The 13984-nt window shown below is 70.8% G+C and carries 11 protein-coding genes; 3 read left to right on the forward strand and 8 right to left on the reverse strand.

Annotated elements, in window-relative coordinates; genetic code table 11:
• The first annotated feature begins 79 nt into the window (after positions 1-79).
• Complete coding sequence (locus L8951_RS03735; protein WP_244381649.1) at positions 80-1678, forward strand: lysine--tRNA ligase; 1599 nt, start codon at positions 80-82, stop codon at positions 1676-1678.
• A 54-nt stretch (positions 1679-1732) separates the two neighbouring features.
• On the opposite strand, the gene L8951_RS03740 is transcribed toward L8951_RS03735, so the two are convergent.
• The 3 genes from L8951_RS03740 to L8951_RS03750 form a co-directional block, all read right to left on the reverse strand.
• Positions 1733-1960: a hypothetical protein gene (locus tag L8951_RS03740; protein WP_244381650.1), complete on the reverse strand. Its 228-nt coding sequence runs from the start codon at positions 1958-1960 to the stop codon at positions 1733-1735.
• 134 nt (positions 1961-2094) lie between these two features.
• On the reverse strand, positions 2095-3126 hold the full coding sequence (locus L8951_RS03745) for an RcnB family protein (protein WP_244381651.1): 1032 nt from the start codon (positions 3124-3126) through the stop codon (positions 2095-2097).
• Positions 3127-3138: 12 nt separating this feature from the next.
• Positions 3139-3678, reverse strand: coding sequence for a (2Fe-2S)-binding protein (locus tag L8951_RS03750; protein WP_244381652.1), 540 nt, complete (start codon positions 3676-3678; stop codon positions 3139-3141).
• An 81-nt stretch (positions 3679-3759) separates the two neighbouring features.
• On the opposite strand from L8951_RS03750, the gene L8951_RS03755 reads away from it, so the two are divergent.
• A complete protein-coding gene (locus tag L8951_RS03755; RefSeq protein WP_244381653.1) occupies positions 3760-4530 on the forward strand; it encodes an alpha/beta fold hydrolase in 771 nt (256 codons plus the stop codon).
• 71 nt (positions 4531-4601) lie between these two features.
• On the forward strand, positions 4602-5483 hold the full coding sequence (locus L8951_RS03760) for a transglutaminase-like cysteine peptidase (protein ID WP_244381654.1): 882 nt from the start codon (positions 4602-4604) through the stop codon (positions 5481-5483).
• A gap of 3 nt (positions 5484-5486) precedes the next feature.
• Here the strand turns inward: L8951_RS03760 and L8951_RS03765 are convergent, their stop codons facing one another.
• From L8951_RS03765 to L8951_RS03785, 5 genes are all read right to left on the reverse strand, one after another.
• Positions 5487-6776 carry an HlyD family type I secretion periplasmic adaptor subunit gene (locus L8951_RS03765; protein ID WP_244381655.1) on the reverse strand — a complete coding sequence of 430 codons (1290 nt, stop codon included), beginning with the start codon at positions 6774-6776 and terminating at the stop codon, positions 5487-5489.
• Positions 6776-7816: a cell wall hydrolase gene (locus L8951_RS03770; protein ID WP_244381656.1), complete on the reverse strand. Its 1041-nt coding sequence runs from the start codon at positions 7814-7816 to the stop codon at positions 6776-6778. Before L8951_RS03770 ends, L8951_RS03765 begins: the two co-directional genes overlap by 1 nt.
• The gene (locus L8951_RS03775; RefSeq protein WP_244381657.1) at positions 7813-9993 is read right to left on the reverse strand and encodes a type I secretion system permease/ATPase; all 2181 of its coding nucleotides are present in this window, start codon (positions 9991-9993) and stop codon (positions 7813-7815) included. Before L8951_RS03775 ends, L8951_RS03770 begins: the two co-directional genes overlap by 4 nt.
• 18 nt (positions 9994-10011) lie before the next feature.
• Positions 10012-11424: a TolC family protein gene (locus tag L8951_RS03780; protein WP_244381658.1), complete on the reverse strand. Its 1413-nt coding sequence runs from the start codon at positions 11422-11424 to the stop codon at positions 10012-10014.
• A gap of 63 nt (positions 11425-11487) precedes the next feature.
• Positions 11488-13984: type I secretion C-terminal target domain-containing protein (locus L8951_RS03785; RefSeq protein WP_244381659.1), on the reverse strand; the 2497-nt coding region annotated here is incomplete at its 5' end.

Below are 13984 nucleotides of genomic sequence, written 5' to 3' on the forward strand. Positions count from 1 at the left end.
AGATCAGGAGACGCGCGTCGCGGCGTACGGTTCCCCAAGTGGTTGATGCGACGCACAAATGGCGATAACCGCCTCAGCCATGACCGATCCCCAGACGCTTGCCGCCGCCGCCCGCAATTCCAAGGCCTGGCCCTTCGAGGAAGCCAAGCGCCTCGCCAAACGCTTCGCCGACGGCGACCCCGGGCGCCCGGTGGTGTTCGAGACCGGCTACGGCCCCTCGGGGCTGCCGCATATCGGCACCTTCACCGAGGTGCTGCGCACCACCATGGTGCGCCGCGCCTTCGAGGCGCTGATGGGCTGGCGGCCCGAGGACGGGAAGACCCGGCTGATCGCCTTTTCCGACGACATGGACGGGCTGAGGAAGGTCCCCGATAACGTCCCCAATCCCGAGCTGCTCGCCGACAATCTGGGCAAGCCGCTCAGCCGCATCCCCAATCCGTTCGACAGCGAGCATGACAGCTTCGCCGCGCACAACAACGCGCTGTTGCAGCGCTTCCTCGACCGATATGGCTTCGACTACGAATTCGCCGCCGCGAGCGACAAATATAATTCGGGCGCCTTCGACGAGGCGCTGCGCACCGTGCTCCGGCGCAACCAGGCGATCCTCGACATCATGCTGCCGACGCTGCGCGAGGAGCGCCGCGCCACCTATTCGCCCATCCTTCCCATCTCGCCGGCGACGGGCCGCGTGCTGCAGGTGCCGGTCGAGATCCTCGATGCCGACAGCGGCATGATCGCCTTCACCGACGAGGACGGCAGCCGCGTCGAGCAGTCGGCGCTGGGCGGCCGGTCCAAGTGCCAGTGGAAGGTCGACTGGGCGATGCGCTGGGTCGCGCTCGGGGTCGATTACGAGATGTACGGCAAGGACCTCACCGACAGCGGCGTCCAGTCGGGGCGCATCGCCAAGGTGCTCGGTGGCCGCAAGCCCGAGGGGCTCATCTACGAGATGTTCCTCGACGAGAAGGGCGAGAAGATCTCCAAGTCGAAGGGCAACGGGCTGTCGATCGAGGACTGGCTGACCTACGGCAGCGAGGAGAGCCTCGCCTTCTACATCTACCGCGAGCCGCGCAAGGCGAAGAACCTCCACCTCGGGCTGGTCCCGCGCGCGGTCGACGAATATTGGCAGTTCCGCGGCAATTACCCCGAACAGCCGCTCGACAAGAAGCTGGGCAACCCGGTGCACCACATCCACAATGGCGCGGTGCCCGACAAGGCGCTGCCGCTGACCTACGGGCTGCTCCTCAACCTCGTCAGCCTGCCCGGGCTGCAGGACAAGGCGGTGGCGTGGAAATTCGTCAACCGCTACGCCCCCGGCGCCACCCCCGAGAGCGATCCCGAACTCGACCGTCTCATCGGCCTCGCGGTCAACTATGCCCGCGACTTCGTCGTGCCGGGGCTGCAGCGCCGCGCGCCCGTCGGTCACGAGGTCGACGCGCTGCGCAAGCTCGACGAGCAGCTCGCCGCGCTCGATCCGGGCACCCCCGCCGAGGACATCCAGAACATCGTCTTCGAGGTCGGCAAGGCCTTCCCCTTCGAGAGCCTGCGCCACTGGTTCCAGGCGCTCTACGAGACGCTGCTCGGTTCGCCGCAGGGGCCGCGGATGGGGAGCTTCATCGCGCTCTACGGGATCGCGGAGACCCGCAAGCTCATCGCCGAGGCGCTCGCCGCCGCGGCATGAAAAAGGGCCCGCTCGGTCGAGCGGGCCCGATGATCGCGCGCCGTGTCGGCGGCGCTATTCCTCTTCGTCGGCGCGTTGCACCGGGTCGCTCGGCTGCCGGCCGCCCGACTGCTCGACGTCGGGCGCGCCGCGCGCCTTCTCGGCATGGTCGTAGGCCCCGATCGGGTTGGCGGCGTCCCCCTTCTGGCTGTCGGGGCGGTTGACCTGGTCCTGCGGTCCGGTCGAGGCGATCGAGGGACCGCCGTTGTTGCCCTGCGCGGGGTTGCTGTTCACATCGGCCATGGGAAAATCCTCCTTGCTTTGCCCCACCAAAGCATGGCCGGCGAGTCGCGTTCCCCCGCCCCCGGCACGCCAAGGGCGCCCCCGTGCGACGAGGGCGCCCTCCTTGCGGTGACGACCGGTGCGTGACTGACGCGCTACCAGAAGAAGTCGTAGATCACGTCGACCACTTCGCCCGAGTAGATGTCGACGAGCAGCGCATCGTCATAATAGCGCACCCAGCGATAGGGCCCGTAGACGGGGGGCAGGCGGTAGCGCCACGGATCGCTGATCCAGTAGCGGCTCGCATAGAAAGCGGGGCGCAGCCGGTAGCCGACCGCATAGCGGTGATAGCGCCAGCCGAACGGGTCGTAATAGAAGCCGAGCCGGAAGGTCGAGCGGTTGCGATCGCGATAGCGGCGCCAGTCGTAGCGGCGGTCGCCGCGCCAGTGGTGGCGGTGCCAGCGGCGATAGTCGCGCCCGTCGTAGCGGACATAGCGATCGGCATCGCGCCGCGCCTCGCGCGCGCGGCGCTCGCGCCCGTCACGATAGCGGTCCTGGCCATCACGATAGCGCTCGCGCGAATGCGCGCTGCGGTTGTCGACGCGGTCGAGCCGGTCGTCGAGGCGCCGCTCGATCCGCTGCGCGCGATCGAGGTTGCGATCGCTGCGGCGTTCGGCCGCGCGGGCACGGTCGAGGTTGCGATCGGCGCGGCGCTCGGCCCGGCGATCGGCGCGGCGCTCGGCCCGGCGATCGGCGCGGCGCCCCTCCTCGGCGCGGCGGTCGGTGCGGCGCTCGACCCGCTGCGCGCGCTCGAGCCGGCGGTCGGCGGCGCGTTCGCGCGTCTCGGCCCGCTCGACCCGTCGCGCCGCGCGCTCGAGCGCCCGGTTGGCACGCTCGTTGTCGAAGCGCCGTTCGTTGTGCTGGCGCGCGCCGGGACGGCGGCCGATGTCCTCGCGCGTTGCCGCGCGGGGTTCCGATCGCGCCTCGCGGCGCGCTTCCTGGCGGCGTTCGCGCTGGGCCCGCTGCATCTTCTGGCGGGCCTCGCGGCGGTCCTCGCGGCTCAGTTCGGGTTGCGCCTCGGTGCCGGCGCCGAGCGCGGCGGCGCCATGGGCACCCGTGCCGCTCGCCTGCGCGGCGGTCGGCACTGCGAGCACCATGGCGATCGTCAAGGTCAAAGCGGTGCGCATGGGACGCTCCTCTCAGTCGTTACGGTTACTTTCCATTTCCGTATCCGCGCTAACGCGTGACCCTAAGCTGAACGCGCTCGTAGGGCGGGCTTCATCGGGCGTCGCGGCCGCGCGCAGCGCCGCGGCGGCGGCCCTCGCCGCGCGCAGGATCCGCGGCCCCGCGCCGCAGGCGCACCGGTTGGGGAGCATCGCCAGTTCCTCCTCGCTGGGCGCCGTGTTCACCTGCAACAGCCCGGCGAGCGCGACGAGGAAGCCGGGATCGCAAAAGCCGCACATGCTGGGCTGTTCGGCGCGCCACGCCGCGAACAGCGGGTGGCTCGGCGGCAGCCCCTCGATCGTGGTCACCACCGCCCCCTCGGCGCGCGCGATGCTCAGCGCGCAGGCGCGCACCGCCACCCCGTCGACGAGCACGGTGCAGGCGTGGCAGCCGCCGTCGTCGCACCCGCGCTTGGTCCCGGTCAGGTTGGCGGCCTCGCGCAGCGCCTCGAGCAGCGGGGTGGCCGGATCGAGCGAAAAGGCCATCGGCTGGCCATTGACGGTCATTTGGGTCATGAACCGACCCTAGGTCCTCGGCGCGGGGTGACAAGCACTGGCGTGATGCCCATGCTGCGCGGACCAGCGAGGGGGAAGACGATGTCGCAACGCATTGGCGCGATCACCGGCGGGTCGCTGAACGGCGCCCGCCTGCCGGTCCTGTTCCTGCACGGGGTGGGGTCCGACAAGCGCGTCTGGGCGCCGCAGCTAGCGCATTTCGGGCCGCGCCGCGGGGCGATCGCCGCCGACTATCCGGGCTATGGCGACAGCGCCTTCGTGGCCGATGCGACGCGTACCGACTATGCCGAGGCGATGGTCGACCTGCTCGACCGGCTCGAGATCGAGCGCGCGCATGTCTGCGGGCTGTCGCTCGGCGGGATCATCGCGCTCGAGATGGCCCGCCACGCGCCCGCACGGGTGGCCGGCCTGGTCATCGCCGACAGTTTCGCGCGCCATCCCGACGGGACGGCGATCTACGACCGCTCGGTCGAGGCAGCCTCGACGATCGGCATGGCCGCGCTCGCCGCGGCGCGGGTCGACCACCTGCTCGGCAGCGACCCCCCGCCCGGGCTGCGCGAGGAGGTCATCGAGACGATGGCCGCGATCGACCCCGCCGCCTACCGGCTCGGCGCGCGCGCGGTCTGGTGCGCCGACCTGCGCGAGGCGGCGCCGCGGATCCCCCACCCCGCGCTGGTCCTGTGCGGGAGCGAGGATGCGGTCACCCCGCCCGCTTTGTCCGATGCGCTGGCCGCGCTCCTCCCCACCGCCCGCCGCGCCGACATCGCGGGCGCGGGGCACCTCGCCAATGCCGAGCGCCCCGGCGAGTTCAACGCGCTGGTGGAGGATTTCCTCGCCGAACTGGACACATAATCCCAAGCTTACCGCGTTCTTAACCTTAACGTTTAGCCAGATATTCGCCTTGCCCCGGCAGGTTGGGCGGCATGATCAACCGTGCCCCCCGCTTCCTGCTTCCCGCGCTCGCCGCGCTCCTCGGCGCCAGCCCCGCGCTGGCCGCGAGCATGAGCGTGGACCGCAACGCGCCGCCGCCGCGGCTGGTGCTCGCCGCGCCGAGCGCGACGCAGGCCGGCGCTAGCCTCGGTGCCCCTACCGCGCTCGCCGCGATCCGCAGCCAGCAGGCGGGGCTGCCCGTGCTGGCCGCCGCCGCGCTGGCGGCGTCGACGCCGACGCTCGGCGGGTTGCGCCCCGCCCACCGCGTCGCGCCGCGGCTTCGCCCCGCCCATGCCGACCGCCCCGACGTCTTCGGGTCGACCGCGCTCGCGGTCTCAACCACCGCGTTCGACGAGCAGTTCGCCCGCGTGTTCGCCCGCCGCGACCTCGGCGCCGCCCACGCCGTCGCCCGCCGCTACGCCGCGGCGGATCGCCTCGCGGCGATCCACGGCATCAACGCCTTCGTCAATGCGCAGGTCAGCTTCACCGACGATGCGCGCCAGCACGGGGCGGCCGACCGCTGGAACGCGGCGGCGGAGACGCTCGGGTCGCGTCGGGGCGATTGCGAGGATTATGCGATCGCCAAGATGCAGATGCTGCGCGCCGCGGGGGTTGCCGACGAGGACCTCTATCTCGTCGTGCTCAAGGACCTCGTCCGCCGCGCCGACCACGCGGTGCTGGTCGTGCGCCACGAGGACCGCTTCCTCGTGCTCGACAACGGCACCGACCGGGTCCTCGATTCGGACGCGGTGCGCGACTACAAGCCGGTGTTCAGCTATTCGGCGGGCAAGGCGTGGGTCCACGGCTACCAGCGCGCGCCTGCCCCGGCGCCGCGCTTCCACCCGGTCCGGGTCGCGGCGGTCGCCGCCAACTAGGCGCTAGCGTTCGCGCAGCGCCTCGGAGCGCGCCTTGTTGAACGGCTTGAGCAGGTAGGCGAGCACGCTCTTGCGCCCGGTGATGATCTGCGTGTCGGTCATCATCCCCGGGGTGATCGGCAATTGCGTCGCCCCGCTTTCGAGATAGGCCTGCTCGGTCTCGACGATGACGTTGAAATAGGCCTCGCGTTCGACCTCGTCGTAGATGCTGTCGGCGCTGATCTCGACCACCTTGCCGTCGAGCCCCCCGTAGATCGAGAAGTCGTAGGCGGTGACCGTCACCAGCGCCTTGTCGCCGACCGCGACGAAGGCGATGTCCGACGGCTTGACGCGGGTCTCGACGAGCAGCTTGTCGCCGACCGGCACCACTTCCATCACGCTCTCGCCGGCCTGGACGAAGCCGCCGATGGTCGTCACCGCGAGGTTGTTGACGACCCCGTCGACAGGCGATCGCAGCTCGGTCCGCGCGAGCCGCCCCTCGGCGCCGCGCAGGCTCTCGCGATTGACCGCGATCCGGCTCGCGACCTGGCTGCGCTCGTCGAGCGCCTGCTGCCGGAAATCGGCGCGCGCTTCGGCGGCCTGTGCATTGGCCTCGGCGACCGCCGCCTGCGCGCGGCTGCGCTGTTCGCGCGCGGCGGCGATGCGCCCCTCGAGATCGATCACCTCGCGGCGCGCGTCGGCAAGGTCGGTCTGGGGCACGATCCCGCGCGCCGCGAGCGGTTCGAGCCGCCCGACATTCTCGCGAGCCAGCCGCAGGCTCGAGGTCAGGCTCGAGATGGTGGCGCTGGCTTCCTGCGCGTCGGCCTGCGCCTGCCGCGCCTGCGCGTTGAGCGCGGCGACGCGGCTGTTCAGCGCCGAACGCCGCGCGCGGATGACCTCGCTCTCGATCTGGCAGTCGGCCCCCTCGCAGCCGAGCGCGGCGCCGGTGCCCTCGGCGCGCAGCCGGGCCTCGCGCGCTTCGAGGCTGCGCGTCTCGGCGGCGATCTCGCCGAGCGCGCTGGCGCTCTGCGTATCGTCGAGCCGCGCCAGCAACTGCCCCGCCTCGACCCGCTCGCCCGAGCGTACCAGCAGCTCCTCCACGATCGCGGGCTCGGAGGCCTGGATCAGCTGCACCTTCGAGGAGGGGATGACCTGCCCCGGCCCGCGCGTGACCTCGTCGACCTCGGCAATGAGGCCCGCCCACAGGAGGAAGGCGGCAAAGGCCCCGGCGATGAGCAGGATGGTGGTCCGCGCGGCGCTGCGTGGCGGGCCGGCGGCGGCGCGATCGCGGTCGATGAAGGAAAAGGCGTTCATCAGGGCTGCCCCTCGCTGGTCGTTGCGGGCGCCAGCGCGCGCGCGGTCTGGTTGTGCGCGACGCGCGCGCTCGCCCCCAAGTCCGCGCGGCGCACCGGGTCGGGCAGGCTCGGACGCCAGCCCTTGGTGACGTCGACGAGCCCGCCGACGTCGTTGGCGGCGCGGCGGATGGTCGGATCCTCCTCGCGCGTCGGGAAGGGCTTGGGCGCGGGCGGGGCGCGCTCGGCCAGCGCGCTCTCGGCTGCACTGCCGGCGGGGGGCGCGCGACGGCGCAGCGAGGCGATCGAGACCGGCTCGCCGCGATAGGCGTCGCGGAACGCGGCGGGGCGTCCCCAGCCCCCCGGCCAGCGGTAGAAGATGTGCGCCCCCAGCTTGGCCACCTTGTCGAGCATCGGCGCCCAGCGCGGCGCGACATAATGGGCGTGATAATGGGTCGCCATCCCGACGCTGGGCTCGACCCGCCCCGCGAGCGCCTCGGCGGCGACCGCCTCGGCCGCGGCCCAGGCCCCCGCCGCGGGTCGGCGGTCGAGCGCGCCGTCGCAGGTGAAGCTGAACTGGCAGACGGGGGCCTTGGCCCCCTCGTAGACGACCCCGCACACGCTCGCCGGGAAGGCCGGGTGGCGCACCCGGTTGAGCACCACCTGCGCGACCGCGCGCCGCCCCGCGAGCGGCTCGAAGCCGGCTTCGTAATAGACCGCCTGCGTGAGGCACAGGTGTGCGCGCTCGTAGGACAGCGAGCCCGGCGCGATCGTGGCGAAGCTGGCCGCGACCGGCTTGGGACCGGCGGCAAAGGGCATCGCGGCGTTGATCACCTCGGCGCTCTGGCCGAGCGCGCGCAGGTCGGTGACCGCCGCACCCGTCGCCGCCTCGATCACCGCTTCGGGGGCGGGCAGCGGCGCGACGACTTGCGCGCGGGCGGTCGTGCTCGCAGGCGCAGTCGCGCCGAGCGGCAGGAGGAACGCGATGCCGATCGTCAGCGCGAGCAGCGCCAGCAGCGCGAACGCGACGCGGACGCGCGCAGAGGCGTTGAGCGCGCTCACGCGGCGCCCTTCCCGTCCGTCGGCGCGCCCGCCTTTTCGGCGGCCGCCCCGAGGCTGGCGAGCACCTCGTCGCGCGCGCCATCGGCGATGATCCGCCCCTGGTCGATGACCAGCAGCCGGTCGACGAGTGAGAGCATCTGGTGGCGGTGGGTCGAGACGAGCAGCGTCTGCTCGGGGCGCAGCGCATCCTTGAGCTTGGCGATGAAATAGCGCTCGGTCTGCGTGTCCATCGCGCCGGTCGGCTCGTCGAGGTAGAGCAGCTTGCAGTCGGACACCAACGCGCGCGCGAGCACCAGCAGCGAGCGCTGCCCGCCCGACAGCGCCCCGCCGCGCTCGCCCACCGCGAGGTCGAACCCCGCCGCGCCCTGCGCGAGGAACAGGTCGGCGCCTGCGCGGCGCACCGCGTCGATCAGCTGCTCGTCGCTCGCGCGCGCCGCGCCGAGAAGGAGGTTGTCGCGCACCGTGCCCGAGAACAGCTCGGCATCCTGCCCGACATAGCGGAAGGCCTCGCGCAGCTGGTGCGGGTGGAACTGGCGGCTGTCGAGCCCGTCGACGCTCATCACCCCCTCGCTGGGCGGATAGAGCCCGCACAGCACCCGCCCGAAGGTCGACTTGCCGCTCGCCACGCGGCCGATGATGCCGATCCGCTCGCCCGGTTCGATCCGCAGCGAGACCTCGGACAGGCTGTCGACCGCGGCGCCCGGGTAGCGGAACGAGAGGCGGTCCATCGCCACCACCCCTTCGCGCACCTCGGGCACGATCGAGCGGCTCGCGGCGGCGCGCTCGTCGGGCGCCTCCATCATTTCCTGCAGGCTGTCGAGCGTCGCGGCCGCCTGCTTGGCGCGGGTCATAAGGAGCGCGAACTGCCCGACGGGGGCCATCGCGCGGCCCGCGATCATGACGATCGCGATGATCGCCCCCATCGTGATGTCGCCCGCGTGGAACAGGTAGAAGCCGCCGATGATCAGCGCGACGCTCATCGCCTGCTGGGTCACCGCGGCGAGGTTGGTGGCGATCGCGGTGAGGCGGCGCATCCGCTCCTGCGTGGTCGCCGACATGGTGGCGAACCGGCGCCAGCGCCCGAGCATCTGCCCTTCGGCGCGCGCCGCCTTGAGCGTCTCGGCGCCGCCGATCGCCTCGACCAGCACGCTGTGCTGGAGCGAGGCGTCGGCCTGCGCATCGAGCGCGGTCCGGCCCATCGCCTTTTGCAGCGACAGCCCGACGACGAGCATGAGCGCGATCAGCGTGATCGGCACGAACACGAGCCAGCCCGCGAGCAGCGCGATGAAGACCAGGAAGATCCCCATGAAGGCGATGTCGACGAGCAGCACGACGCTGGTCGAGGCGAAGAAGTCGCGCACCTGCTCATATTCGGAGACCCGGCGGGCGAAGGCGCCGGTCGAGCCCTTCCGCTCGGCCAGCGGCAGGTTCATGACCTTCTCGAAGATGCGCTGCGAATAGCGTGCGTCGAGCTTGCGGCCGATCTCGTCGACCAGCCGCGAGCGGGCGAGCCGGAGCGCATAGTCGAACCCGAGCGCGAGCCCGACCCCGGCGGCGAGCACCCACAGCGACGAGACGGCCTCGTTGGGGATGACCCGGTCGTAGACGTTCATGGTGAACAGCGGCACCGCGAGCGCGAGCAGATTGATCACCATCGCCGCCAGCAGCACCGGGCGGAAATCCTTGCGCGCCTTCCACACCTCGGACCAGAACCAGTGGCGCTTGCTCGCCTTGTCCCACGGGCGTTCGCCCTCCCGCTCGCGGGTCGGGTCGGGTTCGACCTCGACCGCGCGCCCGGTCATCGCCGCGGCCAGTTCGCCGCGCTCGATCCACAGCGGCTCCTCGATCCCCGGGGCGTAAACGAGCGCTTGGCTCCCCTCGAGCTCGAGCAGCACCGCGGCGCGCCCCCCGGCCAGCTCGAGGATCGCGGGCAGCGCCTCGGCGCGCCACCGGCGCAGCGCGCGATGCTCGACCGGGGTGCCGCGCATCCCGGCCTGCTCGAGCGCGGGTTCGATCTGGTGGAAGGGCAGCAGCCCCTGTTCGTCGAGCGCCAGCCCCGCGCGAAGCAGGACCGGCGAACTCGGGCGGTCGCCCATCCGGGCGACATGGGCAAGACAGTCTAGGACGGGGTCGAGCGCGTGGGACTGCTCATCGGTTAGCCATGCCGCAAAACTCATACCCCGTCCCATTCATGTCTATTCTTCGGCGACCGGCGGTCCCATCACCGGGTAGCGCAAGCTGTCCTCGGCGCGATCCGACGCGGGAACCGTGTTGGTCCAGTAGAGGTCACGATCGGCCTGGTAGGCCGGGCGCGCCATGTCGACCCCCATCGCCTCGACGAGGCGGTTGACGGCGGCGAGCACGCGATACTGGGCGTAGAGCTGCGCCAGCTGCGCGGTCTCGAGCTGCGCCTGCACGTTGTAGCGCGTGTTCTGCGCGTCGAGCACGTCGAGCAGCGAGCGCCGACCCACGTTGAACTGTTCGCGATAGGACAGCAGCAGTTCGTCGGTGATCCGGCTCTGCTCGGCAAGCTCCTCGGCCAGCCGTCCCTGGTTGGCGAGCCGCGACCAGGCCGCGCGCGCCAGTTCCTCGGCATCGCGCTGCTTTTCGAACAGGCGGGCGTGGACCTCGTCGGCGCGCGACTGCTGTTCGCGCACGTTATAGGCGTTGGTGCCGCCGGTGAAGACGTCCCAGCGCACCACCCCGCGCGCCTGGTAATCCTCGGTGATCCCGTCGAACCCGTCGATATCCTCGCCGTAGCGCGCGCGGCCCTCGAGATTGAAGCGCGGGCCCATCTCGCCCTTCGCCTTCTTGATCAGTTCGCGCGCGGCGGCATAGTCGGCAACCGCTTCCTCGACCAGCGGATTGTCCATCCGCGCCAGCTCGATCGCGGCGCCGAGGCTCTCGGGCATCGCGTTCGACAGGTCGGGCGGCATCGCCACGTTGCCGATCGGCATGCCCGCGAGCCGCTCGAAGCTGATCGCGGCGAGGTCGAGTTCCTCCTGCGCCTCGACCACCCGCGCCTGCGCCGACTGGAGCCGTTCCTGCGACTGCTGCAGGTCGGCGATCGAGATCGAGCCCGCGTCGACCCCCGCCTGGAGGTCGTCGACCAGCCCCTGGTGGAACAGCGCATTGTCCTGCGCGATGGCGACCAGCCGCTGTTGGAGCAGATAGTCGATATAGGCGCGGCTGATGTTGAGCGCGATGAATTCGGAGCGTTCCTCGATCCGGGCCGCGGCGGCATCGGTGCGCGCCTCCTGGTGGCGGATCTCGGCCTCGCGCGCGCCGCTGTCGAACAACAGCTGGTCGACGGTCAGCGCGACGTCGCGCGGGTAGAGCGTGTCGTCGGCGATGCCGAGCGAGCGGCGGGTCGGGTTCCTGAGTTCGCGGATCCCCGCCGAAGCCTCGACCGAGATGCGCGGAAAGTAGAGCCCTTCGGCCTGCTTGCGCTCGTACATGGTCGCTTCTCGATTGTGCACCGCCTGGCGGATTTCCGGGCTCGTCTGCAACGCATAGGCGATCGCCTCGCGCAGGTCGGCACCCTGCGCCGGGCTGCCGAGGATCGCGGCCATGGTGACCGATGCAACGGTGATCAAGTGCTTCTTCATGTCTTGCCCCTCTCTGGTCATCGCATGCAGGGCGCCGGTCCGGGGCGCCCCGCCCGGGCGGGACTAGCCGTTGGCCAGCCCCGCATCGGGTTGAAGCATCAGTGCTTCAGCATCCGTATTTGTGGTAATTTCGGCGGTAAATCCACCAAAATTCATGCTGTCCCAAAGCGAAACAGCATCATTGGCCGGCAACTGGGCCAGTTGATCGAGCGCAGTCTCGCCCTGCCCGAGCGCCGCCAGCGCGGTCTCGAGCGGGTCGCTGCCCTCGCCGCCGACAAGCGCGTCGCCGAGGACCGCCGCGAGATCGGGCGCCCCCTTGCCGTGCGCCAGCGCGAGCACCGCCAGCGCATCGCCGCCGGGCATCACGAGGTCGGCGCCCTCGAAGGTAGCGGCGACGTCGGGGGTCGGGAGCGGCGCCTTGTCGGCGACCATCGGGGCGCTCGCCGTGGCCGCGTCCTGCGGGCCTTCGAGCGTGCCGATATCCCAGTCGGTCCCCGCCACCGTGCCGCTCGGCTCGGCGGTGATCGCCACCTTGCTCTCGACCTGCGGGCCGTTTGCCGCCTCGAGGCTCGGCGCGGCGTTGTCGCGCACCATCATGCTGTCGATCCGCGGCGCCATGATCGCGCCGTCGTCCGGCTGGTCGGACCGGGCGGCGGCACCGACGGTGACGCTCGGGCCCATCGCCGCGAGCCCGAAGCCGATCGCGACCGCCGAGCCCATCATCAGCGACTTGGAGGTCTCGCCCGCCTGGTCATTGTCGGCGAGGGTCAGCGTCGGCGCGTTGAGCGCGGCGCTCAGCGACAGCGACAGCGGCGCGGGTTCGGCCACGATGTTGACCGGGCTGCCCCCCTGGCTGTCGACCACGACATCGACCGAGGCGGGGTGGACCCCCGGGCTCGATTCCACCGTCGCCACGGTCACCCAGTCGTTGCCGCCGCCATCGACGTCGACCTGCAGCGTGCCGTCGTCGAGATAGCGGACATAGCCCTCGGCGTAGAGGTCGGTGCCGCCCGCGACGTTGAGCAGCAGGCTGAGGTCGATGACGTCGCTCTCGCTCGTGTTGTTATAATCGGTGATCGCATCGGCGCTGCCGTCGGTGACCGAGCTGTTCGACATGATGAAGGTGTCGTCGCCCGTCCCGCCGGTGACCGTGTCATCGCCGTTGCCGCCGCGGATCACGTCGTTGCCGCTGCCGCCCGAGATGATGTCGTTACCGGCACCCCCGTAGAGGAAGTCGTCGCCGGCAAGGCCGCTGATGGTGTCGTTGCCGGCATTGCCCGCGATCGAGTCGCCGTCGCCGTTCCCGACCAGGACGTCATCGCCGTTGGTGCCGACCTGGTTGCCCGCGAACTGCTGGACGATGGTGGTCTCGATCGTGCCGGTGACGCTGTCGCCGTCGGCATCGGTGGCGATCACGTCGAAGTCCTGGTCGATCGGGATCCCCGCGCTCTCGCGACCGAGGGTGAAGATGCCGAGGTCGAAGCTTGTCGTGTTGCCGGCATCGGCCTCGACCACCACCGAGTTGAAGTTCTCGGCGGTCTCGATCGCATATTCGTCGCGCGCCCCGAGCCCGCTGATGGTGACCGTCCCGTCATCGTGGAAGGTGACGAAATACTGGCCGCCGTTGACGCTCACCGGGGTGTCGTTGCCCGGATCGCTGACCGTAAATTCGGCGACGAAGACCTTCGAATTGCCCGCCTTGGCAAAGTCGTAGATCGTGACCGACGTGATCGGGCGGATCACCTCGTTCGCATCGGCGAGATTGTCGAGGTCGTAGGAGAAGGTCTGGTCCTGCACTTTCTCGTACAGCGCCCCGACGCGGATCGCGATGGTGCTGTTCGGGTTGCCGTTGACCTGCGGGATCTCCTGCTCGAACCGGTCGGTGCCCTCGTAGCTGGTGAAGTCGAACCCGCTCGGCGGGCTGCCCGGGGAGGTCGCGTTCTCGACGAGGTCGAAACGGACCACGTAACCCGCCTCGATCGACTGCGAGTCGGCGCCGATCTGGTCGACGTTGGTGTTGACCGTCGCGGCCCCGCCGCTCTCGTTCACCGCAGACACGATGACATCGATATTGCCGTCGTTGTTGGACGAGTTGTTGGCCCCGATCGCCGCGTAGCTCACGTTGCCCGCCTTGGTCGAGGTGAGGTCGGTGAAGCTGGTGGCGGTGCCGTTGCTGATCAGCGCCTCGACGTCGAAGGTATAGGTCCCGTCGCTGTTGAGCGTGACGGTGAAGGCGATCGTGCCCCCGCCGTCGGGGGCGGTCGACCCGACGATCTGGTTGGTGCCGTCGCCCGACAGGTAGATCGGATCATCGCCGACGCGCAGGATATTGCCGTCCTTGTCGGTGGCGATGGTGTTGTCGACGATGTCGAACACCAGCCCGTCGACCGAGCGCAGCCCGTCCGCCCCCATCTGGAGGTTGAGGTCGGCGGTGATCGGCGCGGTGTCGCCGTCGAGCGCGGCGATCGCGTCGGGGGTGAAGCCCACCGGCGTATCGTCGTCGACGGTGATCTCGAACGCCCCGTCTGCGGCGACGACGCTGTCGCCGTCGGCGTCGGAG

This window comes from Sphingomicrobium astaxanthinifaciens, assembly GCF_022865105.1.
GTDB classification, from domain to species: Bacteria; Pseudomonadota; Alphaproteobacteria; order Sphingomonadales; family Sphingomonadaceae; genus Sphingomicrobium; species Sphingomicrobium astaxanthinifaciens.

Excerpts from the sequence above, each read along its gene's own strand:
- L8951_RS03765 (WP_244381655.1), bottom strand. The coding sequence starts at position 6,776 with ATGAACGCCTTTTCCTTCATCGACCGCGATCGCGCCGCCGCCGGCCCG.
- L8951_RS03735 (WP_244381649.1), top strand. The coding sequence starts at position 80 with ATGACCGATCCCCAGACGCTTGCCGCCGCCGCCCGCAATTCCAAGGCC.
- L8951_RS03750 (WP_244381652.1), bottom strand. The coding sequence starts at position 3,678 with ATGACCCAAATGACCGTCAATGGCCAGCCGATGGCCTTTTCGCTCGAT.
- L8951_RS03760 (WP_244381654.1), top strand. The coding sequence starts at position 4,602 with ATGATCAACCGTGCCCCCCGCTTCCTGCTTCCCGCGCTCGCCGCGCTC.
- L8951_RS03740 (WP_244381650.1), bottom strand. The coding sequence starts at position 1,960 with ATGGCCGATGTGAACAGCAACCCCGCGCAGGGCAACAACGGCGGTCCC.
- L8951_RS03780 (WP_244381658.1), bottom strand. The coding sequence starts at position 11,424 with ATGAAGAAGCACTTGATCACCGTTGCATCGGTCACCATGGCCGCGATC.
- L8951_RS03775 (WP_244381657.1), bottom strand. The coding sequence starts at position 9,993 with ATGAGTTTTGCGGCATGGCTAACCGATGAGCAGTCCCACGCGCTCGAC.
- L8951_RS03745 (WP_244381651.1), bottom strand. The coding sequence starts at position 3,126 with ATGCGCACCGCTTTGACCTTGACGATCGCCATGGTGCTCGCAGTGCCG.
- L8951_RS03755 (WP_244381653.1), top strand. The coding sequence starts at position 3,760 with ATGTCGCAACGCATTGGCGCGATCACCGGCGGGTCGCTGAACGGCGCC.